Origin of the sequence: Variovorax sp. SG517 (assembly GCF_013376045.1) — a bacterium.
In the GTDB taxonomy this organism is placed as follows: domain Bacteria; phylum Pseudomonadota; class Gammaproteobacteria; order Burkholderiales; family Burkholderiaceae_C; genus Variovorax.
Genome location: NZ_JABMJG010000014.1, coordinates 84218 through 110536 on the forward strand (window position 1 = coordinate 84218; position 26319 = coordinate 110536).

Here is a 26319-nt window from a genome sequence, read left to right on the forward strand (position 1 = left end):
CCTGAAACCGGTCCCGGCCCTCGGAAAAGTGCCGTCAGCCCAGCAGCACCCGTGCGGCCGTCGTCAGGAAGTGGGCCAGCGGCGGTGTCTGCAGACCCTCGACCTTCGCTTCCTCGTCCCATTGCCGCAGCCGGATGGCATCGCCGGCCCATGGGTGCGCGGCGAAGCGCTGGGCTGCGTCGGCGTCCATCACGCCGCCCTGCAGCGCGAGGCTGCGCACGGAATCGGGAGAGAGCCTGGAGAAATAGTCGGGCCGGGTCGCGCACAGGTAGCGCTTGGCGTCCACATGCAGCCGGATCGGCTCGCGCACCCCCACGTCGAATGCACCGCGCAGCAGCGGCAGGGCGATGTACTGGTGGCGGTCGTCGATGCCCAGCTGGGTGGGAGAGTGCGAAAGCGTCTGGTGCTCGGCGATCAGCAGGTGGCCCAGGTCGTGAAGCAGCGCCGCGGTGACCAGCGAATCGCTCGCGCCGGCCTGCTCGGCAAGCCAGGCGCATTGCAGCGCATGTTCCAGCTGCGACACCGGTTCGCCCGCGTAGGCAAGGCCACCGCGCTCGGCGAACAGGCGGGCGATCTCGGCGAGGTCGAGTGTCATGGAAGTGGGGTGCGGCGGGCGACGCGAAAGCAAAGGGCAATAAGTCCGCGAGTCTGCCGCGCCACGGTGACACCTGGATGACGCAGCCGCGGCGAGAGGGCCGGCAAGCGTCGCGCCTTAGCGCGTTTTTGGGTATTTGAGTTTTTTTGAGGCATTTTGACAAATCACTGTCATATGCCGCTGCCAACATCGCCGCCATTCGTCACCGGCCGGCTCTGTGTACTTTCGATTTCGCGTCCGTCCGGTCCCCGCCGCCTTCCTTCCTCCTTCCACTTTCTCCCAAGGAAACCCAGTCCATGCTGCATCGTTCCATCCGCTGGGCCGCCATGCCGGCCGCCTTGCTCTCGCTGGCCTTCGCCGCCTCGGCCCAGGGCCGCACCGAACTGCTGGTCTACACCGCGCTCGAGGCCGACCAGGTGCAGGCCTACAAGGCCGCCTTCGAAAAGGAGAACCCGGGCATCGAGCTGAAGTTCGTGCGCGACTCCACCGGCATCGTCACCGCCAAGCTGCTGGCCGAAAAGGCCAACCCGCAGGCCGACGTGGTCTGGGGCCTGGCCGCCACCTCGCTGATGCTGCTCGACAAGGAGGGCATGCTCCAGCCCTACGCGCCCAAGGGCCTGGACGCCATCAAGTCCAACATGCGCGACCCGGCCAACCCGCCCAAGTGGGTCGGCATGGACGTGTGGTCCTCGGCGATCTGCTTCAACACCGCCGAAGCGCAGAAGAAGAACCTGCCCAGGCCCGCCAGCTGGGCTGACCTGACCAACCCGGTCTACAAGGGCCAGATCACCATGCCCAACCCGGCCGCCTCGGGCACGGGCTACCTGATGGTGTCGGGCTGGATCCAGATGATGGGTGAAGAGAAGGCGTGGAAATACATGGACGCGCTGCACCAGAACATCGGCATCTACAGCCAGTCGGGCAGCAAGCCCTGCCGCCAGGCCGGCGCCGGCGAGTTCGCGCTGGGCATGTCCTTCGAATACCGCGCCAACAAGACCAAGCGCGACGGCGCTCCCATCGACATCGTGCTGCCCAAGGAAGGTCTGGGCTGGGACATGGAAGCCACCGGCATCATCAAGACCAGCAAGAAGCAGGAAGCCGCCAAGGCGCTGGCCGACTGGGCCGTGACGAAGCAGGCCAACGAGCTGTACGCGAAGAACTTCGCCGTGCTCGCGCTGCCTGGTGTCCAGGAGAAGCTCGAATTCGTACCGGGCGACGTCGAGAAGCTGCTGGCCAAGAACGACTTCAACTGGGCCGCCGCCAACCGCGAGCGCATCCTGACGGAGTGGTCCAGGCGCTACGAATCGAAGTCGGAAAAGAAGCCACTTTGATCCCGACATCGAAGCAAGACGGTACCGGGCCATGACGAGCAGCAGCTTTCTTTCCCTTCGCGGCATCGGCAAGTCCTTCGGCGCCACCCGCGTGCTCGACGGCATCGACCTCGACATCGAACCCGGCGAGTTCGTTTGCCTGCTCGGCCCTTCGGGCTGCGGCAAGACCACGCTGCTGCGCATCGTCTGCGGCATCGAGCGCGCCGACAGCGGCCAGATTTTGCTCGGCGGCCAGGACATCGCGGGCCTGCCGCCCGCGGCGCGCGGCTTCGGGGTGGTGTTTCAGTCGTACGCGCTGTTTCCCAACCTCACGGCCGCGCAGAACATCGCCTACGGCCTGCATCCCACGGGCGCGCTGGCCCGCGAGATGGCCAGGCGTTCGCGCGAGATGCTCGATCTGGTCGGGCTCGCCGCGCATGCCGACAAGTACCCGGTGCAACTCTCCGGCGGGCAGCAGCAGCGCGTCGCCCTGGCGCGTGCGCTTGCGCCCAACCCGCGCCTGCTGCTGCTCGACGAGCCGCTCTCCGCGCTCGACGCGCAGGTGCGCGCCACGCTGCGCAGCGAGATCCGCGCGCTGCAGAAGCGCCTGGGCATCGTCACCATCATGGTCACGCACGACCAGGAAGAGGCGCTCTCGATGGCCGACCGCGTGGTGCTCATGCACGACGGCCGCATCGAGCAGGCCGGCACGCCCGACGAGCTCTATCGCCAGCCGCGCACCCGCTTCGTGGCGGGCTTCGTGGGCCGCATGAACATGCTGCCCGCCACGGTGCTGGCCGACGGCAAGGTGCGCGTGCGCGACAGCGAGCTGCTGTGCGCGCCGGGCAAGCTCAGCGTGGGCTCGCAGGCGACCGTGGGCATCCGCCCCGAGCACGTGGTGGTGAAGCGCTTCGGCACCGAGCTCGGCGCCAACAGCTTCGCGGCGCGCCTGCTCGACACGGAGTTCTTCGGCAACCGCACCTGCGCCCGGCTGGCCTGCGAGCCGCTGGGCATCGAGATCGAGGCCGAGTTGCCCGCCGATGCGCGCAGCGGCGGCGGCGAGCCGCTGGTGCCGAGCAGCATGGTGCATATCCAGTTGCCGTTGAATGCGCTGTCTGTACTGGCGCATTGAGATGAATTCCTCCAGCTTGGGCTCTGTCGTTGTGTTTGACGTTCGCCGTTCAGGGCGCGCTCACGCCGACGGGGTACCTTGCTCCGCGAATGTCCCCCGGCCTGCGGCCTCCTCCTTTATTTCGCTGCGCAAGGCACCCCATCGGCGTGAGCGTTGGACAGAGCAGTCGTTGATCTGCGGTACACGAGCAGCGTGCCCTGTGCGCAGGGCGTCGGGTGCTCCCCGCAGCGAAATAAAGGAGGAGGGCCGCAGGCCCGGGGGACATTCGCGGAGGGGAGTACCCGGCGGCCTGTGCACGCGCCCGGAACACGAACTATGAGTAGTTCCCCAGAGGCCATCGCCATGGTTCTCCCGGCGAAAACGCACAGAAGCACGTTCGACCGCGAACGCTGGATCACCGGCGCCGCCGTCCTGCTGGTCGTGATCCTGCTGCTGGTGATTGTCGCGCTGCCGGTCGGCGCGCTGGTCGGCCAGAGCTTCTTCGATCGCGAGGGCGCCTTCGTCGGCCTCGCCAATTTCGCGCGCTACTTCGATAACCCGGCGCTGGTGCAGTCGGCATTCAACAGCGTGGGGCTCGCGGCGATCAGCGCGGTGATCTGCACCGCCGTCGCCTACGTCTATGCCTACGGGCTCACGCTGTCGTGCATGCCGGCCAAGGGCGTGCTGCGCGCGGTGGCGCTGATGCCGCTGCTTGCGCCCTCGCTGCTGCCCGCGATCAGCCTGGTCTACCTGTTCGGCAACCAGGGGCTTTTCAAGGGGCTCTTGGGTGACGTGTCGATCTACGGGCCGCTGGGCATCGTGCTCGGCTCGGTGTTCTGGACGCTGCCGCACGCGCTGCTGATCCTCACCACCGCCATGGCTACCTCCGACGGCCGGCTCTACGAGGCCGCGCAGACGCTGGGTGCCTCGCGCTGGCGCATCTTCCGCACGGTGACGCTGCCTTCGTCGCGCTACGGCCTCATCGTGGCCGCGATGGTGGTGTTCGTGCTGGTCGTCACCGACTTCGGCGTGCCGAAGGTGGTGGGCGGGCAGACCGGCGTGCTCGCCACCGACATCTACAAGCAGGTGGTCGGCCAGCAGAACTTCCAGATGGGCGCGGTGGTCGGCCTGGTGCTGTTGATTCCCGCGGTGCTGTCCTTCCTCGTCGAGCGGCACGTGCGCGGCAAACAGGCTGCGGCGCTGTCGGCGCGCGCCACGCCGTACCGGCCCGAGCCCGTGAAGTCGCGCGACCGTGCACTGCTGGCGTTCTGCGTGCTCACGGCCGGCGCCATCCTCGTGATGATCGGCATGGCGGTGTTCGCGTCGCTGGCCACCTACTGGCCCTACAACCTCGTGCCGTCGTTCAAGAACTACGACTTCAGCAACATGGACGGCGGCGGCTGGGGCAGCTACTTCAACTCGCTGCGCATGGCCGTGTGCGCGGCGGTGGCGGGCGCGCTCGTCACCTTCGCCTCGGCCTATTTCGTCGAGAAGCCGCGCCACTTCGGCCTGCTGCGCGAGCTGCTCAACCTGCTGGCCAACCTGCCGCTGGCGGTGCCGGGGCTGGTGCTGGGCGTGGGCTACATCTTCTTCTTCATCTCGCCGTCGAACCCGCTGCGCGCCATCTACGGCAGCATGACCATCCTCGTGGTCTGCACGGTGGCGCACTTCTTCTCGGTGGCGCACCTCACCTCGCTCACCGCGCTGCGCCAGCTCGACCGCGAATACGAACTGGTGTCGGAATCGATGGGCGTGCCGTTCTGGCGCACGCTGTGGCGCGTGCACCTGCCGGTGGCGCTGCCCACCGTGCTCAACGTGGGCGGCTATTTCTTCGTGAACGCGATGACCACCGTGTCGGCCGTCGTGTTCCTCTATTCACCGCAGACCACGCTCGCCGCCATTGCCGTGCTCAACATGGACGACGCCGGCGACGTGGCGCCCGCCGCCGCCATGGCCTCGCTGATCATGCTCACCGCCGCCATCGGCCGGGGGCTGTTCGCATTGGCGGGGCATTGGGCAATCAAGCGCACCCAGACCTGGAGACATCGTTGACAAGCGCAACCCCGCAAGCAGGCAACCCGAACAGTTTCGACCTCATCGTGGTCGGCGCAGGCATCGTCGGCCTGGCCCATGCCTACACCGCCGTGCAGCGCGGCCTCAAGGTCTGCGTGATCGAGCGAGACACGGCGGCCATCGGCGCGTCGATCCGCAACTTCGGCTTCATCACCATCACCGGCCAGGCGCCTGGCGACATGTGGCGCCGGGCGATGCATGCGCGCGGCGTGTGGAACGAGGTCGCGCCGCAGGCCGGCATCGAGGTCGTGCACCGCAACCTGTGGCTCGCGGCCTATCGTCCGGAAGCGCACGACGTGCTCGAAGCCTTCATGCGCACGCCGATGGGCAAGGGCTGCGAGCTGCTCGACGCCGCCGACGCGCAGGCCAGGGCGCCTGCGCTGAGCCTTACCGATGCGCACTCGGTGCTCTTCAGCCCGCACGAGCTGCGCGTCGAATCGCGCACTGCCATCGGCCTGCTCACGAAGTGGCTGGCCGAGGCGCACGGCGTGACCTTCCGCTTCGGCGAAACCGTGCACGAGGTGGAAACGCCGCGCGTGCGCACCTCGCGCGGCACGCTGCATGCTGAGCGCGTGGTGGTCTGCACCAACACCGACCTGCACGGCCTTTTTGCCGATCGCATCGCCGCGCATGAGCTCACGCTGTGCCGCCTGCAGATGCTGCGCGTGAAGCCCGAAGCAGGCTTCCGCCTGCCGGGCTCGGTGATGATGGACCTGAGCCTCGTGCGCTACGAGGGCTACAGCACGCTGCCCGAAGCCGCCGCGCTGCGCGCGCGCCTGCAGCAGGAAGAGGCCGCCTCGCTCGCACACGGCATCCACCTGATCGTGGTGCAGAGCGCCGACGGTTCGCTGGTGGTGGGCGACTCGCACCACTATGCCGACGCGCCCGAGCCCTTCGCGATGGAGGAGGTAGACCAGCTCATCCTGCGCCACCTGCGCAGCACGCTCAACCTCGAGGCTGCGCAGATCACCGAGCGCTGGACCGGCGTGTACCCTTCATCGAAGACCACGCCCTGCGTGATCGATGCGCCCGACGACGCCACGCGGCTGGTGCTGGTCACCAGCGGCAGTGGCGCGAGCACCGGCTTCGGCATCGCGCACGACGTCTTCAGTGCGTGGTGAGCTCCGGAGCGCCGCACACCTTTCAGCCAGCCATTCACATCCTGCCGCAATGAACGCCCACAACCACTCGCAACTCAAGGCCGTCGTCTTCGACTGGGCCGGCACCATCCTCGACTTCGGCTCCTGCGCACCCATGGGCGCCTTCGTGAAGCTGTTCGATCAGTTCGGCGTCGACATCACCATCGCCGAGGCGCGCGGCCCGATGGGCATGGCCAAGTGGGACCACATCAAGGCGCTGGGCACGCTGCCGCGCATCGCCGCGCAGTGGGAAGCGAAGCACGGACACGCATTCAGCGACACCGACGTCGACAGGCTGTATGAAGTGTTCACGCCGATGAACGCGGCCAGCGTGCGCGACCATGCCGACTTCATTCCCGGCGCGCTCGAAGCGGTGAAGGCGGCGCGCGAGCGCGGCCTGAAGATCGGCTCCACCACTGGCTACAACCGCCCGATCATGGAAGTGGTCGTGCCCATCGCCGCCGCCGGCGGCTATTCGCCCGACAACCTCGTGTGCGCCGGCGACCTCGCCGAGGGCCGCCCGTCGCCGCTCATGATGTACCGCTGCTTCGCGGACCTCGGCGTGTGGCCGCCGCACACGGTGGTGAAGGTCGACGACACGGGAGTCGGCCTGCAGGAAGGCCTCAACGCTGGCACCTGGGCCGTGGGCCTCGCGGTCAGCGGCAATGCCAACGGCCTCGCGCTGGCCGAGTGGCGGGCGCTCGACGAAGCCGCGCAGCGGGAGCGCCGTGCGCGCGCCACCGTCGAGCTGGAGGCCGCCGGCGCGCACTACGTGATCGACAGCGTGGCAGACCTGCCGCAAGTGTTGGAAGACATCGAGCGCAGGCTGCAGCGCGGCGAGCGTCCTGTCGCCGCCTGACCTGTAGCCGGAGGCGGCGGCGTCCGACTTGACGCGGGCTGCGGCGGGCCTAGCATGGCTCGCATGCGAAGCGCAGCTTTTGTCCTTCTCTTCTGCCTCGGCCTGCTGACGGCCGCGTGCGACGAAAAGCCGACGAAGCCCGGCGTGCCCACGCCGAAGGCTTTGGCGAGCCTGGTCGCATCAGCGGCATACACGCACTGAGCCGACGCAGCGCCTGAGGCGGCCATCCGCGCCGCCGGGCTCTTCGCATGTCTCGGCTTTTCGCGCTGCGGGGTATCCTCGCCGCGGAGATAAAAAAATGAAAACGAGCGAGACAACCATCCACCAGCCCGACTCGCGCTACGCCATGGTGCGCCTGGGCCTCACCCTGCTGATCATGACGGTGGGCAGCAGCGGCATGTACGTGGTGTCGGTGATGCTGCCGGCGGTGGAGACCGAGTTCGGCGTCGCGCGCGCCGACGCCTCGCTGCCCTACACGCTGCTGATGCTGGGCTTCGGTTTCGGCGGCGTGCTGATGGGCAAGCTGGCCGACCGCATCGGCGTGATGAAGCCGCTGCTGATGGGGGCGATCTTCCTGGGCGCGGGCTACATCGCCACGGGGCTTTCAGGTGGCATCGTCGGCTTCACCGTCGCGCAGGCGCTGCTGGTCGGGCTGCTCGGCAGCTCGGTGGCCTTCGCGCCGCTGGTGGCCGACACCTCGCTGTGGTTCGTCAAGCGGCGCGGCATCGCGGTGGCGGTGTGCGCCAGCGGCAACTACCTGGCGGGCGCGGTGTGGCCGCCGATCGCGCAGCACTTCGTGGAGACCGTCGGCTGGCGCCAGACCTACATCGGCATGGGCATCTTCTGCGGCGTGACGATGGCGCTGCTGGCGATGTTCTTCCGCGCGCGGCCGCCGGCACTGGTCGTTGCACCGCCGGCCAGCGCGGCCGCGGGCGCGGCTGCGGCGCGCGACATGACGCGCCCCTTCGGCCTGAGCATAGGCACCGCGCAGGGCCTGCTGTGCGTGGCCGGCGTGGCCTGCTGCGTGGCCATGGCGATGCCGCAGGTGCACATCGTGGCCTACTGCGGCGACCTGGGCTACGGCCCGGCGCAGGGCGCGCTCATGCTTTCGCTGATGCTGGGCTTCGGCATCGTGAGCCGGCTGGTGTCGGGCGCCATCTGCGACCGCATCGGCGGGCTGCGCACGCTGCTGCTGGGCGGCGTGCTGCAGTGCGTGGCGCTGCTGCTGTTCCTGCCTTTCGACGGGCTGGTGCCGCTGTACGTGATCTCGGCGCTCTTCGGCCTTTTCCAGGGTGGCATCGTGCCTTCCTACGCGATCATCGTGCGCGAGCACTTTCCGCCGAAGGAGGCGGGCGCGCGCGTGGGCACGGTGCTGATGTTCACGCTCTTCGGCATGGCGCTGGGCGGATGGATGTCGGGCAAGGTGTTCGACCTCACGGGCAGCTACCACGCGGCCTTCATCAACGGCATTGCGTGGAACCTGGTGAACGTGAGCATCGCGAGCTTCCTGCTGTTCAGGACGCTTCGGCGATCAGGCGGCCGAGTGTTCGCATTGCCTGCTCGCTGACCTCGTTCCACGGGTGGCCGTAGTTGAGCCGCAGGCAGTTGCCGAAGGCGCGCGTGGCCGAGAAGATCGGGCCCGGCGCGACGCTGATGCCCAGTTCCAGCGCCTTGCGGTGGATCTCCAGCGCGTTCGCCCGCGCGGGCAGTTCGACCCACAGGAAGTAGCCGCCCAGCGGCCGCGTCGCGTGCGTGCCCTGCGGAAAGTAATGCCCCACGGCCTGCGCGAAGGTGGCCTGCTGCATCGCCAGGGTCTGGCGCAGCTTGCGCAGGTGCCTGTCGAGCCCGCCTTTCTCCAGATAGCCCGCGAGCGCCAGCTGCGCGGGCGCCGATGTGCTCAGCGTGCTCGACAGCTTCTGCCGCGCGACCTTGCGCGCGAAGCGGCCGGCCGAGGTCCAGCCGATGCGATAGCCCGGCGCCAGGCACTTCGAGAACGACGAGCAGTGCAGCACCAGCCCCTGCGTGTCGAAGGCCTTGGCCGGTGGGGGGCGACGTTCGCCGAAGTACAGCTCGGCGTACACGTCGTCCTCGATCAGCGGCAGGCCATGGCGTGCGAGCAGCTCCACCAGCGCCTGCTTCTTCGCATCGGGCATCAGGCTGCCCAGCGGGTTCTGGAAGGTGGTCATGAGCCAGCAGGCGGCGGGCTTGTGCGCCGCGATGGCCTGCTCCAGCGCCTCCAGGTCGATGCCCTCGCCAGGGTGCGTCGGCACCTCGACGGCGCGCAGGCCCATGCGCTCCAGCGCCTGCAGCGCGGCGTAGAAGGTAGGCGATTCGACGATCACCGCGTCGCCCGGCCGCGTCACCGCCGAGAGGCAGAGGTTCAGCGCCTCCAGCGCGCCGTTGGTGATGACGATCTCGTCGGCCGGCACCTGCATGCCGTCGGCCAGGTAGCGCAGCGCGATCTGCCGGCGCAGCGTAGCGCTGCCGGGCGTGAGGTCGTCCACCGTGCTCCACGGATCGAGCGACCTCGCGCTGGCGGCCATGAACTGCCCCAGCCGCGCCAGCGGGAACAGCAGCGGGCTGGGGAACGCCGAGCCGAAGGGCACCACCTTGCGCGACATGCTGGCTTCGAGGATGTCGAACACCTGGTCGCTCACGTCGAGCGACTTCGGCTCGCCGGCGGGGCGCGAGGTGAGGGTGGATTCGGGCGGCGCGTCGCGCAGGCCGCCGCCGGTGACGTAGTAGCCCGATCGGTCGCGCGCCCGCACCAGGCCGCGTGCCTCGAGCAGGTAGTAGGCCTCGAACACGGTCGACGCGCTGACCCCGCGGCTCTGGCCGGTGTGGCGCACCGAGGGCAGGCGGTCGCCGGTCTTCAGGGTGCCGTTGCGGATCGAGGCCTCGATGTTGGCGGCCAGGGCTTCGTACCTTTTCATCGGCTTCTTTGCTGGATTCGTTCTTCGGGGCACTTTATCTGCACCGGTCAATTGGAGCGAATCTGCATCTGTTTTTTCTGGCCGGGCTGGGCCACACTTGGCCCCATGTCGAATCTCTTGCGCGCGCTGCGCGCCGTTCTCTGGAGTTTCATCGGGCTGGGCGGCCGCCGCGCCGACGCGGAAAAGCGGACGGCGCAGGTCGGCATCCTGCCGCTGATCGGCGTGGCCCTCGTGATGGTGCTGCTGCTGATCGCGGGGCTGATCACGCTGGCGCACTACGTTGCCGGCACATGAGGCGCGCACTCAGGCTCCTCGCGCTCGGGCTTTTGCTTGCCTTGCAGGGCATGGCGAGCGCGGCAACGCCCAGCACTCCGGCCACAGTGCCCGACACCATCGAGCAGCGCGTGGCCGCCTGCATCGCCTGCCACGGACGCGAGGGCGCGACCACTAACGCCGGCTACTTTCCGCGCCTGGCGGGCAAGCCGGCCGGCTACCTGTTCAACCAGCTCGTGAGCTTTCGCGACGGCCGCCGCTTCAACAGCGACATGGCGTACATGGTGCAGCACCTGTCGGACGCCTACCTGCGCGAGATGGCCGATTACTTCGCCGGGCTGCAGCTGCCTTACCCGCCCGTTTCCCCGGTCAGCGATGCGACGCCCGAGCAGCTGCAGCGCGGCCGCCAGCTCGTGCGCGAGGGTGATGCGGCGCGCGGCATCCCCGCCTGCGTGCAGTGCCACGGCGCAGCGCTCACGGGCGTGCAGCCTGCCATCCCGGGGCTGCTGGGACTGCCGCGGCTCTATGTGTCGTCGCAGCTCGGCGCCTGGCTCACCAATGAGCGCCATGCGCCGGCGCCCGACTGCATGGCCGACATCGGTCGGCGCATGAGCACGGCCGACATCAACGCCGTCGCGAGCTGGCTCGCCGTGCAGCCTATGCCCGCCGATACGAAGCCCGCAGTCTCGCTGCCCGCACCGCCGCCCGTGAAATGTGGCGGCATGCCCGCGAAGTGAGGGAGCAGAAGCCATGAAACTGCGACACCTCGGCTGGCTGCTGCTTGCGCTCATCGTGCTCGGCGCCGCGGCCGTCGGCACCATCGTGGCGATGAACCTGCGCGGCGAAGACCCGCTGCCCGCACAGGCGAAAGCCTTCCAGTCCACGCCGCAGATGGTCGAACGTGGGCGCTACCTCGCGCTGGCGGGTAACTGCGCCGGCTGTCACACCACGCGCGGCGGCGAGCCCTATGCGGGCGGGATGCCCATCGAGACACCCTTCGGCACCGTCTATTCGAGCAACCTCACGCCCGACGACAAGGCCGGCATCGGCAGCTGGAGCAGCGCGCACTTCTGGCGCGCGATGCACAACGGCCGCAGCAAGGACGGCCGCCTGCTGTACCCCGCGTTTCCGTACCCCAGCTTCACGCAGGTGACGCGCGAGGATTCGGACGCCATCTACGCCTACCTGCGCAGCGTTCCGCCCTCGGTGGCACCCAACCGCGAGCACCGGCTGCGCTTCCCCTACGACACGCAGGCCGCGCTGGCCGTGTGGCGGGCGCTGTCGTTCAAGCCCGAGCCCTTCGTGACCAATGCAGGCAAGCCAGCCGAATGGAACCGGGGCGCCTACCTCGTCAACGGCCTGGGCCATTGCATCGCCTGCCACGGCAGCCGCAACTCGCTGGGTGCGACCGAGACGAAGCTGGGGCTCTCGGGCGGCCTGATCGCCGTCGAGAACTGGTACGCGCCCTCGCTCACCGATCCGCACGAAGCGGGCGTGGCCGACTGGCCCGCGGCCGAGGTGGTGTCGCTGCTGAAGAACGGCGTGGCGCCGCGGGGCTCGGTCATGGGGCCGATGGCCGACGTGGTGTTCCGCAGCACGCAGTACCTGAGCGACGCCGACCTCACGGCCATGGCCAGCTACCTCAAGGACCTGCCCGACGCGCCGACGGCCGAAGCGGCGACAACCAAGGCCCCGATCCGACGCGATGCCGGCACCATGGCGCGCGGCGCCAAGATCTACGACCAGCGCTGCGCCTACTGCCACGGCGACCAGGGGCAAGGCGCGGCCGGCGCCTACCCGCCGCTGGCGGGCAACCGCGCGGTGAACATGGCGCGGCCCACCAACCTGATCCAGGTGATCGCGCACGGCGGCTTCCTGCCATCGACCTCGGGCAACCCGCGCCCCTACGGCATGCCGCCCTTCGGCCAGACGCTGGATGCTGCCGAGGTCGCGGCCGTGCTCACCTACGTGCGCGGCTCCTGGGGCAACGACAGCCCACCGGTCACGCAGCTCGACACCATGCGGCGCTGAGCTCAGATGTTCGTGCTGGAAGGAATCCGGCTCGGCAGCAGGTACTCGTAAGGCCGCGTGCGCGTGGTGTTGCGCTGGCGGATGGCCGCCTCGATGCCCGCGAGCGCATTGCGAAAGCGCTCCAGCGGTCCGCCTTGCCCCGCGATGGCCGGGTCCAGCAGCACAGGCAGGTGCGGAAAGACGTTGTCCCTGTACTCGCCCAGCGGCCGGTAGTACACGCCGCCGAGGATGTGGAACAGCAGGATCTGCTCCTGCGCCGCCAGACGCGAAGGCAGCATCTGCGACCAGCTCGCCTCGTTCTGGCCAGCACCACTCGTCGGCGCCGGCATCCCTTCGGCACCCGCGCTGAAGGGCGCATAGGTCATCACCGCGTACTGCGGGAAGTTCACCGCCGCATGCTGCGCGCTGGCGTTGAAGATGATGGCGGTGAGCACGTCGACCAGCTGCGCGCGCGTGGCAATGGCCCGGAAGCCGTGCACCTTGCCGCTGGTGGCCAGCTCGGCGGCCCAGGCCTTGAGCTCGTAGTCGCCGGTCACGTCGGCGTCGCTCAGGTAGTAGGTGGCCACGTAGTCGCCCACCCATTGCGCGATCGCGTTCCACACCAGCAGCGCGTCGTCGCGGTAGGGGTAGTCGGGCAGCGCCGCTGCGTCGTCCACGCCGCGCGTGCGCAGGTCGTTGGGCAGCATCATGCGGTCGTGGAAGTCGTAGGCCAGGCGGTCGCGTCCGCACTGCTGCTGCAGCGTCTCGATGGGCGCGGCGAGGATCACGTCGCCCGTGGTCAGCGGCGCCATGATGATCAGCGTCGCTGCCTCGTTGATGAACATCGCGCCTTCCAGGTGCGGCGACAGCAGTCGGCTCAGCGGATGCGCGGTTGCCAGCTGGCGCTGCGTGGCCATCGCGAAGGCTTCCGACATCAGGTGCGTGCGGCCCAGGTGCACGAACATCTCGTGGTAGTTGAAGTCGGCCATCTGCACCGCGGTCTTGGCCGACTGCCAGGCCCAGTAGGCCTCGGCGTTGGCCGTGTCATCCACGCGCAGGAAGATCGGGTTCGCGGCCGGATCCTGCCCGCACTGGATGGCGACCGGCACCAGCGAGCGGCCCGTCTTCGGCCGCGCGAACAGCGCGATGGGTGCCTGGATGTAGCCAGTGCCCGTGAGCGGCTTGACCTGCGCGCCGGCCGGCGCCATGTCGCCCAGGCCTTCGTAGTCGAGGATGTAGAGCCGGCCCGAGGCAGCGGCATCGGCGAGGCTGTCGCCCGCGCCCATCACCTGCCGGTACTGCGCGTCGCCCAGCGGGAACTTGGCCGGCAGCGTCGTCGCGCGCTGGATCAGCATCGGGTTGGGCCCGGCCACGCGCATGGCGGCGAACAGGTCGTTGTCGTGCAGCAGCTGCGAGATGGCCGGCTTCTCGATGGTGACGAAGAGCGCGTCGTACTGCGCCACCGTCTTCGGTCCGTTCAGCACGCCCAGCGGGCCCTGCGAGAGCAGGTCGTGGTGGATCTGCTTGAGCTGCGTCGCGATGTCGCCCGCCGTGCCGGTGAGCGTGCCCAGCAGCGCCAGCACTGCGGCGGGCAGCGTCGCCAGCCCACTGTTGGCGGCCAGCAGCTGGTCGAAGCTGGCCTGCAGGCTGGCAAGCCGCGTGCGCAGGTTGTCGAGCGACTGCAGGCTGCTGGAAGCCAGCGCGCTGGTGGCGAACGAGGCCGCGAAGTTGGTGACGGCCTCCAGCGCCTTCGCGATGGTCTTGAGCTGATGCTCCAGCGCCGGCAGTTCGGTGGCGGGCACCACCGCGCCCATCGGCACGCCGGCGAGGTTGATGTGCGATTCGGTCCAGACATAGGTCGCCTGCCGCCCCACGAGTTCGAGCCGGCGCAAGGTGGCGCTGATCGGGTCGATCTTCTGCGGCAGCATGGGCTTCGGCACCGGCAATGCGGCCGAGGCGGTGGATGTCTTGCCCGCCAGCAGGCCCAGGCCGCCCGCCGAGGCGGACCATTTGAGGATGTCTCTGCGCTTCATCGGGAGTTCCCTGTTGTTGTGAGTCTCGGGAAGGCCGACGGAAGGCTCGGCCACCGAATCGAACGGTCGTTCTATTCGGTGGGCGGATTCTGCGGAGGGGCTCGGGCGTTGGCAATCAGGGTTGCTGCCTACTCCGAGGCGCGTTCCCTGCAACGCCTGGTCAGGGCGTCGTCAGGCCGTGTGCGGGTGCCGTGCCGCTTCGTACAGCGTGCGCGCCAGGTCGCGATGCCTGGCCAGCAGCGGTGCCAGCTCGAGCCCGGTGAATGCACCGCCGCGGATGCGCACCGCGCCGCCGATCACGCTCAGCGACACCGCGCCCGGCGTGCAGAACACCAGCGCCGCCACCGGGTCGTGCCCCGCGCCCGCGTGCGCGACGCCGCGCATGTCGAAGGCCACGATGTCGGCCGACATGCCGGGCGCAATCGCACCGATGTCGTCGCGGCCCAGCACCTGCGCGCCGCCCAGCGTGGCGATCTCCAGCGCCTCGCGCGCCGTCATCGCTGCCGGTCCGTAGCCCACGCGCTGCAGCAGCATCGCCTGCCGCGCCTCGCCCAGCATGTGCGCGCCGTCGTTCGACGCACTGCCGTCCACGCCCAGCCCCACCGGCACGCCCGCGCGGCGCATCGCACCGATGGGCGCGATGCCCGAGGCCAGCCGCATGTTGGAGCACGGGCAGTGCGCCACGCCCGTGCCGGTGCGACCGAAGAGCGCGATGCCGGCCTCGTCGAGCTTCACGCAGTGCGCATGCCACACGTCGCGGCCGACCCAGCCCAGGTCTTCGGCGTACTCGGCTGGCGTCATGCTGAACTTCTCGCGCGAGTAGGCGACGTCGTTGTCGTTCTCGGCCAGGTGCGTGTGCAGCGACACGCCGCGCTCGCGCGCGAGTTCGGCCGACAGGCGCATCAGGTCGCGCGACACCGAGAAAGGCGAGCAGGGCGCGAGCACGATGCGGCGCATCGAATGGCGCGAGGCGTCGTGCCAGCGGCCGATGAGCCGCTCGCTGTCGCGCAGGATCGCTTCCTCGGTCTCGACCACTTCATCGGGCGGCAGCCCGCCGGCGCTGCGGCCCACGCTCATGCTGCCGCGCGCAGCATGGAAGCGCATGCCCATCGCGTCGGCCGCCTCGATCGAATCGTCGAGCCGCGAGCCGTTGGGAAAGAGATAGAGATGGTCGCTGGTGGTGGTGCAGCCCGAGAGCATCAGCTCGGCCATCGCGGTCTGCGTCGACACGCGGATCATCTCGGGCGTGATGCGCGCCCACAGCAGGTACAGGTTGGTGAGCCAGCCGAAGAGCTCGGCGTCCTGCGCCTCGGGCACTGCGCGCGTGAGGCTCTGGTACATGTGGTGATGTGTGTTGACCAGGCCCGGCATCACCACGTGGCCGCGCATGTCGATGGCTTCGGCGCGGCCGTCGCGCAGGGCTTCGAGGTACGCGATGGGCAGATCGGCCGTGGGGCCGGCCCAGGCGATCGTGGGGCCGTCGCACACCACGGCGCCGTCGGCGATCTCGCGCCGGGCGGCGTCCATGGTGACGAGGATGTCGGCGTGTCGGAGGATCAGCATGGCGGCATTCTTGCCGTGGCCCGGGTCGCGGGCAAGCGCAAGGCGATGCCGCCGCTCAGGACTCGTTGCTGATCCCGCTGCTCACATGCCCCGCCGGCACATGCCGCGAGGCCGCATCGACGTGCCCCGTCTGGTCGTCGAAGAAGAAGTCGGGCTCGAACTCGCGCAGGAACTCGCCCTTGGGCAGGCCGCCGAGGAACATGGCCTCGTCGACGCGGATGTTCCACTTCATCAGCGTGCGGATCGCGCGCTCGTGCGCCGGGGCGCTGCGCGCGGTGACCAGCGCGGTGCGGATGCGCATCTGCGCGTTGCCTGCCATCTGCAGGCGGTGCAGCGCGGCCAGCAGCGGCTTGAACGGGCCTTCGGGCAGGGGCAGGTCGGCCTTGCTGAGTTCGTGCGCCTGGAAGGCATCGAGGCCCTGGGCCTGGAACACGCGCTCGGCCTCGTCGGAGAACAGCACCGCGTCGCCGTCGAAGGCGATGCGCACTTCGTTCGGCCATGCGTCGCTCGCTTTCACCGATTCGACCAGCACGCGCGCGGCCGGAAAGCCGGCGTTGAGCGCCTCGCGCACGTCCTGCGCGTTGACCGACAGGAACAGGTGCGCGCGCAGCGGGCGCAGGTAGCCGAAGGGCGGTCGGCCCTGGGTGAACACGCCGCGCTGCAGCTTGATGTCGGCCGCCGCGCTCGACCTGAAGATGCGCATGCCCGAGACCGGGTCGTTGCGCGACAGGATCACCACCTCCACGCGCTGCACGCCGTCGTCGTTGAAGCGCAGCAGCTTGCGGATCAGCGAATAGGCGATGCCGGGCGCGGCAGGCACGTCGATGCGGTCGAGCTGCAGCTTCATGTAGCCCTCGTTGTCGCCCGCCTCGAAGACCTTGTTTTCTTCCTCGAGGTTGAACAGGGCGCGCGAGGAGATCGCGACCACGAGCTTGTCTTCGAGGGTTACTGGCATGTCGAGTACGTCCTGCGCTGCGGGCCGGCCGTCGTCACTTGACGAACTGGTTGAGCTGGATGATCGGCAGCATCACCGCCAGCACGATCAGCATCACCACGCCGCCCATCGCCACGATCAGCAGCGGCTCCAGGATGGTGGCGAGGTGCATCGCGCGGCGCTGGACTTCGGCGCCGAGCTGGTTGGCGGCGCGCTGCAGCATCAGCGGCAGGGTGCCGGTCTGCTCGCCGAGGCGCGCGAACATCGACACCAGGCCCGGAAAGCGTTTCTTCTGCGCCAGCGCCGAGGCCAGCGGCGCGCCTTCGCGCACCAGCACCAGCGCGTCGAGCGCGTCGGCGCGCATCGCGCGGTTGCCCAGCGTCTCTGAAGCGGCCTGCAGCGCGCGCAGGATCGGCACGCCGGCGGTGGCCAGCATGGCGAGCGTGCTCGCGAAGCGCGCTGCGTTGTAGCCGCGCGAGAGCTTGCCCACCAGCGGCAGCTTGAGCCAGGCCGCATCGAACTTCAGGCGCAGCGCCTCCTGCGCCAGCGCGAGCCGTGCGCCGACGGCCGCGAGCACCACGGCGGCCAGCATCCACCAGCCGTAGTTGCGCACGCCGGCGCTCAGCGACAGCATCACCGTGGTGAGGAAAGGCAGCGAGCGCTTGGTGCCCGCGAACACCTGTGCCACCTGAGGCACCACGTAGCTCACGAGGAAGATCACGATCACGATCGCCACCAGCGTGACGATGGCCGGATACAGCGCCGCGCCGATCAGCTTCTGCTGCAGCGCCTGGCGCTCCTCGAGGTCGTCGGCGAGGCGGTCGAGCACGAGGCCCAGGTTGCCGCTCTGCTCGCCGGCGCCGATCACGGCCGTGTAGATGGGCGAGAACTCGCGCGGATGCGCCGACAGCGCCCGCGCGAACGGCGAGCCCGCGTTGACTTCGGCGCGCAGCGAGGCGACGAGGTTGCGCTGCTGGTCGGATTCGGCCTCGTCGGTCAGCGCGGTGAGCGCGCGTTCCAGCGGCAGGCCAGAAGAGACGAGCCCCGCGAGCTGCCGCGTCCACACCGCGAGCCCGGTCGAATTGAAGACGCGCTTGCCGCCACCCAGCCAGCGACTGAGCACACTGCGCTGGCCGGTGCCGTTGACGTGGTCGCTGCCCACCGGCTTGACCGACAGCGGAATGAGCGCCTGCGCCCGCAGCAGGCTGCGCGCGCTGCGTGCGGTGTCTGCCTCCAGCACGCCTTCGCGCGACTGGCCGCTGGCGTCGATGGCTTCGAATGCGTAGGCGGGCATCTCGGCTCGTCAGTCGCGGGTGACGCGCAGCAGCTCGGCGCGAGAGGTGATGCCGGCCTGCACCAGCCGCTCGCCGTCTTCGCGCATCAGGCGCAGGCCGCCGCGCGCACCGGCCTGCAGCAGTTCGCTTTCGGCCGCCTTGCCGTGGATCAGGCCCTGCACGGTCTCGTCCGCCACCAGCAGTTCGAAGATGCCGGTGCGGCCCTGGTAGCCGGTCTGGCCGCAGGCCTCGCAGCCCGCTCCGCCGCACGAGGTGCAGACCTTGCGCACGAGGCGTTGGGCGAGCACGCCCAGCAGCGACGAGCTCAGCAGGAAAGGCTCCACGCCCATGTCGGTCAGGCGCGTGACGGCGCTGACCGAATCGTTCGTGTGCAGCGTGGCCAGCACCAGGTGGCCGGTCAGCGAGGCCTGGATGGCGATCTGCGCGGTCTCGAAGTCACGGATTTCGCCGATCATGATCACGTCCGGGTCCTGCCGCAGGATGGCGCGCAGGGCCTTGGCGAAGGTGAGCTCGATCTTGGCGTTGATCTGCGTCTGGCCCACGCCCGGCAGCTCGTACTCGATGGGGTCTTCCACCGTCATGATGTTGCTGCGGCTCGCGTCGAGCCGGGCCAGCGCGGCGTACAGCGTGGTGGTCTTGCCCGAGCCCGTGGGCCCGGTCACGAGGATGATGCCGTGCGGCTGCGCGATGAGCTTCTCGAAGCGCTCCAGCGTGTCGCCCTGCATGCCCACCGATTCGAGTGTGAGCTTCGATTCGCTCTTGTCCAGCAGACGCAGCACCGCGCGTTCGCCGTGCGCGCTGGGCAGCGTCGACACCCGCACGTCGACCGCGCGCGTGCCGATGCGCAGCGAGATGCGCCCGTCCTGCGGCAGCCGCTTCTCGGAGATGTCGAGGTCGGCCATGATCTTCAGCCGCGAGATCAGCGCGGCGTGCAGCGCGCGGTTGGGCTGCACCACCTCGCGCAGCGTGCCGTCGATGCGAAAGCGCACGGACGAGGTGCGCTCGTAGGGCTCGATGTGGATGTCGCTGGCACCGTCGCGCGCGGCCTGCGTGAGCAGCGCGTTCAGCATGCGGATGATGGGCGCGTCGCCCGCGCTCTCCAGCAGGTCTTCGACCGCCGGCAGCTCCTGCATCATGCGCGAGAGGTCGGCGTCGCTCTGCACTTCGCTCACCACCGCGGCTGCGCTCGACTCGCCCTGCGCGTAGGCCGCGCTGATGCGCTGCGCCAGCGGGCCGTCGGCCAGCACCTCGAAGGCCTGCACGCCGTATTTGCGCGAAACCTCGCCGACCGCGCTGCGCGCCGGGTTGGGCGACATCCACAGCGTGTAGCGGCCGTCGTCGGTCTCCTCCAGCAACAGCTGCTGGCTGCGTGCGAAGGCGTAGGGCAGGGGGTAGCGCATGGACATCAGGGCAGTATCAAGGCATTTCCCGCGAGCTCACCGGGTCGGCCGTGGGGGGCAGGGCGCCGCGCAAGGGGCTCGGCGCGAGCTTGCGGGTGTCCGCGGCGGGCTGCGGCGGCGGGATCAGCTGGGTGCCTTCGAGGCGCGAGCCGCCGCGCGCGGAGGTGGTGGCCGACGGAGCCGCCGACGCAGGCGCCAGTGCGCGCGGCGGCGGTGCGATCTCGGGCAGGATGTTCGAGCCGCTCACGCCGCGCAGCATCACGTTGGAAGTGTCGGGCTGCGTGCGCTGCTGCATGCCGCGGATCTCGTCGTAGCGGTCGTACGCGAAGGCTTCGGTGGTGCCCGCATCGCGCATCACCGCCGGACGCAGGAACATCATGAGATTGACCTTCTCGCGCGTGCGGGCCTGACTCTTGAAGAGGTTGCCGAGCACCGGGATGTCGCCGGCAAGCGGCACCTTCTCGACGGTGTTGTTGTAGGTGTCCGACAGCAGGCCGCCGAGCATGACCAGTCCGCCGTCTTCCACCAGCACGCTCGATTCGATCGAGCGCTTGTTGGTGGTGGGGCCGTTCTGGTTGTTGACGGTGTTCGCATCGACCGTGGAGGTCTCCTGGAAGATCGTCAGCTTGACGGTGCCGTTCTCGTTGATGGTCGGTCGCACGCGCAGCGTGAGGCCGACGTCCTTGCGCTCGACGGTGGTGAACGGGTTGACGCCAACCGAGCCCGAGGTGCTGGCGTACTGGCCGGTCACGAAGGGCACGTTCTGGCCGATCACGATCTTGGCTTCTTCGTTGTCCAGCGTCAGCAGGTTGGGCTTGGACAGCACGTTGGCGTCCTTGTCGCTGTCGAAGAAGCTGGCGATCGCGCCCAGGATGTACTGGCCGCCGATCTTGCCGGCAATGCCGAGGTTCGCACCCGGCGTGATCGCCCCCGCCACGCCGGCGGCGTTGCGCGTGGCCAGCGCCTGGGTCAGCGTGAGCAGATTGGCGCCGGCCACCGAGGAGTTGGTGCCGATCACCGCGTTGCTGCCCAGCGCGCTCTGCCATTGCACGCCGAACTTCGCGGCGGCCGTGTCGCTCACCTCGACGATCAGCGCCTCGATCATGACCTGCGCGCGCCGGCCGTCGAGCCTGTCGATCACCGCGCGCATCTGGCGGTACTGCGGCTCGGGCGCGGTGATGATCAGCGAGTTGGTCGACGGGTCAGCCTGGATCTGGCCGCCGGTGGACGGCTGGTTGGCGTTGTTCAGCGGTGCGCTGGCGGCGGCCGAGACGCCCGACTGGCCGCTGTTGTTCAGGTTCACCTGCATCGCCTGCGGCGCGCTCTGCTGCGGCACGGCGCTGGCCGTGGCGCCCGGCGTTCCCGGCGTCGTATTCAGCTGGTTGGCCGCCATCGCAGCGCGCAGCGTGGACGCGAGGCGCACGGCATCGGCGTTCTTCAGGTAGACCACGTAGATGTTGCCGGCCGCGCCGTTGCTGCTCTCGGCGGCGGGGCGGTCGAGCTTGTCGACCAGCGTGCGGATCAGCGCCACGCGCGCCGGGTTGGCCGCGCGGATGATCAGCGAGTTGCTGCGCGGATCGGCCATGAGCGTGGTGCGGAACGACGCATCGGCCGCACCGGGGGACGCCGGCGCGCCGGGCGCGCCCGAGCCGCCGCCGTCCACCAGCCGCTGCACCAGCGGCACCATGTCGGTGGCCACCGAATGCTTGAGCTGGATGATCTCGATGTCGGAGGCGTTCGGCACGTCGAGCGACGCGATGATGCGCGCCAGCCGGCGCATGTTGTCCGCGTAGTCGGTGATCACGAGCGAGTTGTTGCCCGGGTTCACGTTGATGGTGTTGTTCGGCGGGATCAGCGGGCGCAGCACCGGCAGCAGGTTGTTCGGCGACTCGTAGTTGAGGCGGAAGATCTGCGTGACGATCTGGTTGCTGCCGCTGGACGCCGTGGCGCCGATGGAGGTGTTGACGGTGCTGCTCTGCAGCTTGGCGTCGGCTTCGGGAACCACCTTGTAGAGGCCGTCGGCCTCCACCACCGCGAAGCCCTGCAGGCGCAGCGCCGAGGCGAACTGGTTGAAGGCCGCCGCCGGCTGGATCGCGCGGTCGGTGACCAGGTTCATCGTGCCTTTCACCCGCGGGTCGACCACCACGTCGCGGCCGGTGACCACCGCCATGGTGCGGGCCACGGCCTCGATGTCGGCATTGGAGAAGTTCAGCGTGATCGGCTCGCCGCGGCGCGGCGCGTCGCCGGTCTGCGCGAACGCGGCGGGCGCGCCCTGCAGGAACGTGGCGGCGATCAGCACGCGCACGGCAAGCGCGACGGTGCCGGTCGAAAACAGTGGCTTCATCATGAGGATCAACCCAGGGTGATGATCGAACGCGCGTTGTCGCGCCGCCCGATGATGTTCAACAAATTGGAAAGTGCGTCTTCGCGGCCGGGCGCGGCACTGGCTTCGCCGTTGAAGCGGAAGGAGGTGCCGGTCCAGCTGCCGCTGCCGTTGAGCTCGAGACTGCCCTCGCGTGTGCTCAGCAGCAGCGTGGGACGGCTGCCGCCTTCGAGCGTGAGGCGGTAGCTGCCCATCGGCCGCAGCGTCGAGAGGCTGGAGGAGACGTCGGTGGCGTCGAGCGTGGCCTGGCCGGCGATGCGCAGCGCGGGGCCGTCCCACTGCATGGCGAAGGCCTTGGTGGAGAGGTCGAGCGCGCCTTCGAGCTTGAGCGTGTTCCATGGCGCGCCCAGGCCCATGAGCAGGGTGGCGGGCCAGCGCGAGCGGCTGTCCTGCCATGCGACCAGCATGCCGCCGGCGCGCGGGCTGGCCTTGAGTTCGAGCGGCTGCGCGGCGCAGCACGGCAGGTCGAGGCTGGCGGAGATGCCGCTGAAGCCGGGGCGCATGCGCCAGTGCACCAGGCCGGGCAGCGACACCGCCTGCGTGCCGCCCGCGCCGCTTGCAAAGACCACGGCGGCGGTGCCGTTCCAGACGGTGCCGCGCGGGTTGGCCAGCACCAGGCGGCCCTGGCTCCAGCTCGACAGCGCCGCCGACAGCCAGCGCGCCGGCGCGAACAGCACCACTGCCGCCAGCACGCCGGCGAGGGCGCCGAGCAGCGCCCAACGCCAGCCGCGGCGCGGTCGGGCTTGGGGGATGGGGGTGCTGCTCAGCATGCGGGGCGCTTGTTGCTGTTCATCGCGCCGCGGGCAGCGCCATGACCACGGTGCCGTCCCAGCGCACCGGCGGCGTCTTCGGCGCATCCTTCGCGCCAGGTGCCGACGGTGCCGGTGTCGAGGCCGGTGCGCGGGTCAGATGGACTTCGCGCGGCACCGCGTGCGCATTGCCGCGCGCCTGGCCGAGCCATTGGGCGACGGTCGCGGCGGGCGCTGCACGCAGCGAGACGGTGGCGGCGCCGTCGCCGCCGGATGCCATGAGCTGCGCGTTGCTGCTGCCCAGGCCTTCGCGCACGGAGGTCTCGAGCGCGCGCATCGCGTCGTCGCGGTTCAGGCGGGGCTGCGATTGCAGGGCCTTCGCGCGGGCCTGCAGCGTGGCCATCTGCTGCAGCTGCGCATCGAGCTGCGCGTGCTCGGCCGGTGCCGCCGACAGCGTGCGCAGCGCGGGAGCGAGCGCTATCCACCACAGCAGCGCCAGCGCCACGAGCGCGGCGGCGGCGTAGACCATGCGGCGCTCGCGCGCTTCCAGGGTGGCCCAGCGGGCCTTGAGCTGTTCGCTGAAATTCATCGGTTGGCCTCGGCCTGTACCAGCAGGAGGTCGCCCTCGGTGCGCACGTTGTAGCCACGCGGCGCCATCGCGCCGGTGATCTGCGAAACCTCCGAGGGCTGCAGCCCCAGGCCGCGCAGGCGCAGCTGGCCGGCGCTGTAGTCGACGGCGCTCGGCACCTTGCCGGGGGGAAGCACGGCGGCGAGCGCGCCGACCATGGGTTCGAAATCGCTGTTCGCCACGTCGCCCACGGCCTGCTGCAGCGAGGCGACCTCGCGCTGCATCTGCACCGGCGCGTCGACCACGACCTTCACCGAGGGGAAGGTCGCCGTCAGCATCGCCTTGGCGGCCTGGCGCTTCGATTCGAGCGCGTTGCGTTCCTTCCAGGCCCAGGCGTTGAGGCCGATGAGCTGGGTGAGCAGCAGCGCGACCACGCCCCAGCGCGCGGCGCGCCACTCGGGCGCGTAGCGCAGCGTCTGCACCACCGACGCGAATTTCTTGCCCGCGCGCGCGCGGCCGGTCACCGCGAGGTCGAACTGGGCGAGCTCCCATGGCGTGCGCGCGGCCTGCAGCCAGCGCTGCGGCGACTGCACGATGGGTACGCGGCGCTGCAGCAGCGACTCGGCGGCCTCGGCCACGGCGGGTTCGGTGGAGATGACGGCGGTGTCCAGCGGCAGGCCGTCGGACAGGGCCTGCCCGGCGCCCGCCAGCGGCAGTGAGACCACGCCGTCGGCGTCGCACGCCGTGAGCCTCGGGGCCTCCGGTTCGCCGGTGACCAGCAGCATCGGCGGACCGTCGGCCGGCTGCGGCGCGAATTCGGGGACGATGCGCACCACGCGGCGGCCGGCTGCCTCGATTCCCTGCACGACGCTGCGCAGCCAGATGCGGTTGCAGGCCGCCACCCACACGGGTGCTCCGGGCTTGGCGTCGGGCTCGAGCGCGAAGTGCAGGGCTTCGGGCTCGTCGAGCAGGTGTTCCTCCAGCAGGCCGTCGAGCACGGCGCGCAGCTTCGACGCGCTGCCCATGCTGCCCTTGGGCAGCGTGACGCGGTGCCACGAGAGAGCCGCGGAGGGAATGCCCAGCATGACCTCCGTGCTCGAGGGCAGCAGCGCCAGCAACGCCCGGCCCTGGTTGCGCAATGCGATGCCGTCGTCGCCTGCCTGGGCCCAGTCGTACTCTCCCGCGGCATCGGCCGGAGGGAGGGGAGCAATGAGCAGCAGGGGAGTCATGTGGATCTTGGAAAAGCCGGTGATTGTAGGTGCGCGTCTGACAAGATGACGCTCTGTTTTTCATAGCGCGTCGCGTAGAGGCTACGCGCGTTGGAGGGCTTTTAGGCTACAAATAATGCATCGAGATCAGGGTTTGACCGTAGTGTCCGTTGCGCCGGCGCCGCGCGTGCGCCAGATCGTCGTCACCGTGACACCGTTTCGCTGTAGCAATGAGCGTTCCTCCACGTAGGTGCGATCGAGCCGCAGCTTGCCGTAGACCTCGAAGAACTGGGTGCCGACGCCGTGCTGGGCGGCGTTGAACGGTGCGGTGCCGCTGGGCAGCGCGGCGTTGGCGGCGGCGATGTCCTTGAAGAAGGCGCGCGAGCGGCGCTCCACCAGCTGGCGCGCGCTGGCGATGTTGAGCGACTCCATGCTGGCGCTGATGGCTTCGGCGCTCGCCGTGTTGAGGTTGAGCGTGGTCTTCACCGGCAGGATCGTCACGTACGGCTCGAGCGCTGCGGCCGTGGAAGGCGAGAGGCCCAGCCACACCAGTTGCGAAACCTGCTGCGGAAGCAGCGGCGCGGCACCCGAATCGCCGCCGCTGCTGCCGCCGCCACCACCGCTGCTGCCGTCGGTCGAAGTGCCCGTGGCAAGCGCGGCAGCGAGCCCGGTGGTCATCAGGCTGAGCTCCGACGCGGGCAGGCCCAGCAGGTTGAACAGCCGCGTGAAGGTGGCGACGCCCGCGGGCGACGGCTTGCCGTTGTCCACCAGCGCGAGCACGTTGAGCTTGGACTGCGCATCGACGATGCGGCCCGAGAGAAAAGCGTCCGGCAGCCCTTCGAGGTTGTCGCTGGCCACGTTCTTCTCGGCCGAGAGAAAGCTGTTGAGCCGCGCTTCCTCCAGCGGAACGGCCCAGGGCTCGCCCAGATGGTCGGGACCGCCGGCGCGGCCGTCTTCCCCGAGGATGAGGCGCGACCAGTCGAGCGCGCCGATCAGCACCCAGGCCGCCTGCACGCGTGCGCGTTCGGCGCCTTCGACCTCGGCCGAGCGCCATTGCTGCCACAACGCCGCGGCGGCGAAGGTGGCCACCAGCATCACCGTCAGCATCGCGGCGAGCAGGGCGGCGCCGCGCTGGCGGCGCCATTCGCCGTTTGCTGCTCTTCTTTCGGGCGTCGGCGTCATGAGGTTTTCGGCGCTCCGACGGTCGGCTTGACCCAGTCGCGCGTCAGCGTGCCCGATAGGCCCTCGCCCGGCGGCAGCGTGATGACGAGGCGCACGCCATCGGGCATGGCGACGACGGGGCCCGAAGGATTGTTGGGGTTGGGCTGTGCCACGGGCAGCTGGCTGGCCGGTACCCAGCTGTTGTCGCGGAAGAAGAAGAGCTGCCAGCTGTTGGCCGGCACCAGCGCAACGTCGCTGAAGCCGCCGTTCGAGCCCGCGCCGCCGTCCTGCGCCCAGGCGGCCGCGAGGTTCCAGGCCTGCTGCCATTCGCCGCGCGTGGTGAAGGGCAGCGATTGCCAGCGCCGCCAGCGCACGCCGTCGGGGCCCGACTTCAGCGTCCACGCCACCACCTGCACCGACGGCGCCGTGTCGTCGCTGCCGCGGCGCGTGAGCCGCAGCACGCGGCCATCCCAGTCGACGGGGCGCGTCTGCGCGATCGTGGTCACGGCGTCGAGATCGGCGCCCCATTGCGCGAGCGTGGCCTGCAGCGTGAGCACGGTGTCGGCGCGCTGCTGGTTCTGCGTGGTGGCGCGCGACATGCTCTCGAGCCCGCGCCAACTCACGAGCGAGAGCAGCGCCATCACCGCGATGGCGACGAGCAGCTCGATCAGCGTGAAGCCGCGCGCGGTGCGGATGCCAGCGTGTTGTTGCGTCGGCATCGA

Annotated in this window: 22 protein-coding genes; 9 read left to right on the forward strand and 13 right to left on the reverse strand. The window is 69.6% G+C overall.

What is annotated here, in order from left to right; genetic code table 11:
* Positions 1 to 34: 34 nt before the first annotated feature.
* A complete protein-coding gene (locus FHT32_RS31875) occupies positions 35 to 595 on the reverse strand; it encodes a phosphonate degradation HD-domain oxygenase (protein ID WP_176668553.1) in 561 nt (186 codons plus the stop codon).
* Between the two features lie 296 nt (positions 596 to 891).
* Between FHT32_RS31875 and FHT32_RS31880 the strand changes: the two genes are divergently transcribed.
* The 6 genes from FHT32_RS31880 to FHT32_RS31905 all read left to right on the forward strand — a co-directional run bounded on the left by FHT32_RS31880 (position 892) and on the right by FHT32_RS31905 (position 8654).
* Positions 892 to 1926: a putative 2-aminoethylphosphonate ABC transporter substrate-binding protein gene (locus FHT32_RS31880; RefSeq protein ID WP_176668554.1), complete on the forward strand. Its 1035-nt coding sequence runs from the start codon at positions 892 to 894 to the stop codon at positions 1924 to 1926.
* Between the two features lie 31 nt (positions 1927 to 1957).
* The gene (locus FHT32_RS31885; RefSeq protein WP_176668555.1) at positions 1958 to 3037 is read left to right on the forward strand and encodes an ABC transporter ATP-binding protein; all 1080 of its coding nucleotides are present in this window, start codon (positions 1958 to 1960) and stop codon (positions 3035 to 3037) included.
* Between the two features lie 315 nt (positions 3038 to 3352).
* Positions 3353 to 5068: a putative 2-aminoethylphosphonate ABC transporter permease subunit gene (locus FHT32_RS31890; protein ID WP_176668556.1), complete on the forward strand. Its 1716-nt coding sequence runs from the start codon at positions 3353 to 3355 to the stop codon at positions 5066 to 5068.
* Complete coding sequence (locus tag FHT32_RS31895; RefSeq protein WP_176668557.1) at positions 5065 to 6210, forward strand: TIGR03364 family FAD-dependent oxidoreductase; 1146 nt, start codon at positions 5065 to 5067, stop codon at positions 6208 to 6210. Before FHT32_RS31890 ends, FHT32_RS31895 begins: the two co-directional genes overlap by 4 nt.
* Positions 6211 to 6259: 49 nt before the next feature.
* Entirely contained in the window at positions 6260 to 7087 is an 828-nt protein-coding gene (gene phnX / locus FHT32_RS31900; RefSeq protein WP_176668558.1) for a phosphonoacetaldehyde hydrolase, read from the forward strand.
* Positions 7088 to 7385: 298 nt separating this feature from the next.
* A complete protein-coding gene (locus tag FHT32_RS31905; protein WP_176668559.1) occupies positions 7386 to 8654 on the forward strand; it encodes an MFS transporter in 1269 nt (422 codons plus the stop codon).
* Here the strand turns inward: FHT32_RS31905 and FHT32_RS31910 are convergent.
* Positions 8602 to 10020, reverse strand: a complete 1419-nt coding sequence (locus FHT32_RS31910; RefSeq protein WP_176668560.1) for a PLP-dependent aminotransferase family protein — start codon at positions 10018 to 10020, stop codon at positions 8602 to 8604. The two genes, FHT32_RS31905 and FHT32_RS31910, sit on opposite strands and share 53 nt — an antisense overlap.
* 105 nt (positions 10021 to 10125) lie before the next feature.
* Here FHT32_RS31910 and FHT32_RS31915 point away from each other — a divergent pair, with 105 nt between their 5' ends.
* Genes FHT32_RS31915 through FHT32_RS31925 form a run of 3 tightly spaced genes read left to right on the forward strand, consistent with a single transcriptional unit; the run spans position 10126 to position 12324 of the window.
* A complete protein-coding gene (locus tag FHT32_RS31915) occupies positions 10126 to 10314 on the forward strand; it encodes a DUF2970 domain-containing protein (protein WP_176668561.1) in 189 nt (62 codons plus the stop codon).
* The gene (locus FHT32_RS31920; protein ID WP_176668562.1) at positions 10311 to 11030 is read left to right on the forward strand and encodes a c-type cytochrome; all 720 of its coding nucleotides are present in this window, start codon (positions 10311 to 10313) and stop codon (positions 11028 to 11030) included. The genes FHT32_RS31915 and FHT32_RS31920 overlap by 4 nt, the downstream gene beginning before the upstream one ends.
* Before the next feature lie 13 nt (positions 11031 to 11043).
* Positions 11044 to 12324, forward strand: a complete 1281-nt coding sequence (locus FHT32_RS31925) for a cytochrome c (protein ID WP_176668563.1) — start codon at positions 11044 to 11046, stop codon at positions 12322 to 12324.
* A 2-nt stretch (positions 12325 to 12326) separates the two neighbouring features.
* On the opposite strand, the gene FHT32_RS31930 is transcribed toward FHT32_RS31925, so the two are convergent.
* The 11 genes from FHT32_RS31930 to FHT32_RS31980 form a co-directional block, all read right to left on the reverse strand.
* Positions 12327 to 14336: a lipoxygenase family protein gene (locus FHT32_RS31930; RefSeq protein WP_176668564.1), complete on the reverse strand. Its 2010-nt coding sequence runs from the start codon at positions 14334 to 14336 to the stop codon at positions 12327 to 12329.
* Between the two features lie 171 nt (positions 14337 to 14507).
* Complete coding sequence (locus FHT32_RS31935; RefSeq protein ID WP_176668565.1) at positions 14508 to 15899, reverse strand: 8-oxoguanine deaminase; 1392 nt, start codon at positions 15897 to 15899, stop codon at positions 14508 to 14510.
* Positions 15900 to 15954: 55 nt separating this feature from the next.
* Entirely contained in the window at positions 15955 to 16854 is a 900-nt protein-coding gene (locus FHT32_RS31940) for a 5'-nucleotidase (RefSeq protein WP_132796810.1), read from the reverse strand.
* Between the two features lie 34 nt (positions 16855 to 16888).
* Positions 16889 to 18127: a type II secretion system inner membrane protein GspF gene (gspF, locus tag FHT32_RS31945; RefSeq protein WP_176668566.1), complete on the reverse strand. Its 1239-nt coding sequence runs from the start codon at positions 18125 to 18127 to the stop codon at positions 16889 to 16891.
* Positions 18128 to 18136: 9 nt separating this feature from the next.
* Complete coding sequence (locus FHT32_RS31950; RefSeq protein ID WP_176668610.1) at positions 18137 to 19528, reverse strand: GspE/PulE family protein; 1392 nt, start codon at positions 19526 to 19528, stop codon at positions 18137 to 18139.
* Positions 19529 to 19544: 16 nt separating this feature from the next.
* The gene (gene gspD / locus FHT32_RS31955) at positions 19545 to 21875 is read right to left on the reverse strand and encodes a type II secretion system secretin GspD (RefSeq protein WP_176668567.1); all 2331 of its coding nucleotides are present in this window, start codon (positions 21873 to 21875) and stop codon (positions 19545 to 19547) included.
* Between the two features lie 5 nt (positions 21876 to 21880).
* Positions 21881 to 22681, reverse strand: a complete 801-nt coding sequence (gene gspN / locus FHT32_RS31960) for a type II secretion system protein N (protein WP_176668568.1) — start codon at positions 22679 to 22681, stop codon at positions 21881 to 21883.
* Between the two features lie 19 nt (positions 22682 to 22700).
* The gene (gspM, locus tag FHT32_RS31965; protein WP_176668569.1) at positions 22701 to 23249 is read right to left on the reverse strand and encodes a type II secretion system protein GspM; all 549 of its coding nucleotides are present in this window, start codon (positions 23247 to 23249) and stop codon (positions 22701 to 22703) included.
* Complete coding sequence (gspL, locus tag FHT32_RS31970) at positions 23246 to 24457, reverse strand: type II secretion system protein GspL (protein ID WP_176668570.1); 1212 nt, start codon at positions 24455 to 24457, stop codon at positions 23246 to 23248. Before gspL ends, gspM begins: the two co-directional genes overlap by 4 nt.
* Before the next feature lie 126 nt (positions 24458 to 24583).
* A complete protein-coding gene (gene gspK, locus FHT32_RS31975; protein ID WP_176668571.1) occupies positions 24584 to 25618 on the reverse strand; it encodes a type II secretion system minor pseudopilin GspK in 1035 nt (344 codons plus the stop codon).
* A complete protein-coding gene (locus tag FHT32_RS31980; protein WP_176668572.1) occupies positions 25615 to 26316 on the reverse strand; it encodes a type II secretion system protein J in 702 nt (233 codons plus the stop codon). Before FHT32_RS31980 ends, gspK begins: the two co-directional genes overlap by 4 nt.
* Positions 26317 to 26319 lie beyond the last annotated feature (3 nt).

What these genes read in the sequence shown, in the direction of transcription:
- FHT32_RS31875 (WP_176668553.1), bottom strand. Translation starts at nt 595, where the DNA reads ATGACACTCGACCTCGCCGAGATCGCCCGCCTGTTCGCCGAGCGCGGT.
- FHT32_RS31880 (WP_176668554.1), top strand. Translation starts at nt 892, where the DNA reads ATGCTGCATCGTTCCATCCGCTGGGCCGCCATGCCGGCCGCCTTGCTC.
- FHT32_RS31885 (WP_176668555.1), top strand. Translation starts at nt 1,958, where the DNA reads ATGACGAGCAGCAGCTTTCTTTCCCTTCGCGGCATCGGCAAGTCCTTC.
- FHT32_RS31890 (WP_176668556.1), top strand. Translation starts at nt 3,353, where the DNA reads ATGAGTAGTTCCCCAGAGGCCATCGCCATGGTTCTCCCGGCGAAAACG.
- phnX (WP_176668558.1), top strand. Translation starts at nt 6,260, where the DNA reads ATGAACGCCCACAACCACTCGCAACTCAAGGCCGTCGTCTTCGACTGG.
- FHT32_RS31905 (WP_176668559.1), top strand. Translation starts at nt 7,386, where the DNA reads ATGAAAACGAGCGAGACAACCATCCACCAGCCCGACTCGCGCTACGCC.
- FHT32_RS31910 (WP_176668560.1), bottom strand. Translation starts at nt 10,020, where the DNA reads ATGAAAAGGTACGAAGCCCTGGCCGCCAACATCGAGGCCTCGATCCGC.
- FHT32_RS31915 (WP_176668561.1), top strand. Translation starts at nt 10,126, where the DNA reads ATGTCGAATCTCTTGCGCGCGCTGCGCGCCGTTCTCTGGAGTTTCATC.
- FHT32_RS31920 (WP_176668562.1), top strand. Translation starts at nt 10,311, where the DNA reads ATGAGGCGCGCACTCAGGCTCCTCGCGCTCGGGCTTTTGCTTGCCTTG.
- FHT32_RS31925 (WP_176668563.1), top strand. Translation starts at nt 11,044, where the DNA reads ATGAAACTGCGACACCTCGGCTGGCTGCTGCTTGCGCTCATCGTGCTC.
- FHT32_RS31930 (WP_176668564.1), bottom strand. Translation starts at nt 14,336, where the DNA reads ATGAAGCGCAGAGACATCCTCAAATGGTCCGCCTCGGCGGGCGGCCTG.
- FHT32_RS31935 (WP_176668565.1), bottom strand. Translation starts at nt 15,899, where the DNA reads ATGCTGATCCTCCGACACGCCGACATCCTCGTCACCATGGACGCCGCC.
- FHT32_RS31940 (WP_132796810.1), bottom strand. Translation starts at nt 16,854, where the DNA reads ATGCCAGTAACCCTCGAAGACAAGCTCGTGGTCGCGATCTCCTCGCGC.
- gspF (WP_176668566.1), bottom strand. Translation starts at nt 18,127, where the DNA reads ATGCCCGCCTACGCATTCGAAGCCATCGACGCCAGCGGCCAGTCGCGC.
- FHT32_RS31950 (WP_176668610.1), bottom strand. Translation starts at nt 19,528, where the DNA reads ATGCGCTACCCCCTGCCCTACGCCTTCGCACGCAGCCAGCAGCTGTTG.
- gspD (WP_176668567.1), bottom strand. Translation starts at nt 21,875, where the DNA reads ATGATGAAGCCACTGTTTTCGACCGGCACCGTCGCGCTTGCCGTGCGC.
- gspN (WP_176668568.1), bottom strand. Translation starts at nt 22,681, where the DNA reads ATGCTGAGCAGCACCCCCATCCCCCAAGCCCGACCGCGCCGCGGCTGG.
- gspM (WP_176668569.1), bottom strand. Translation starts at nt 23,249, where the DNA reads ATGAATTTCAGCGAACAGCTCAAGGCCCGCTGGGCCACCCTGGAAGCG.
- gspL (WP_176668570.1), bottom strand. Translation starts at nt 24,457, where the DNA reads ATGACTCCCCTGCTGCTCATTGCTCCCCTCCCTCCGGCCGATGCCGCG.
- gspK (WP_176668571.1), bottom strand. Translation starts at nt 25,618, where the DNA reads ATGACGCCGACGCCCGAAAGAAGAGCAGCAAACGGCGAATGGCGCCGC.
- FHT32_RS31980 (WP_176668572.1), bottom strand. Translation starts at nt 26,316, where the DNA reads ATGCCGACGCAACAACACGCTGGCATCCGCACCGCGCGCGGCTTCACG.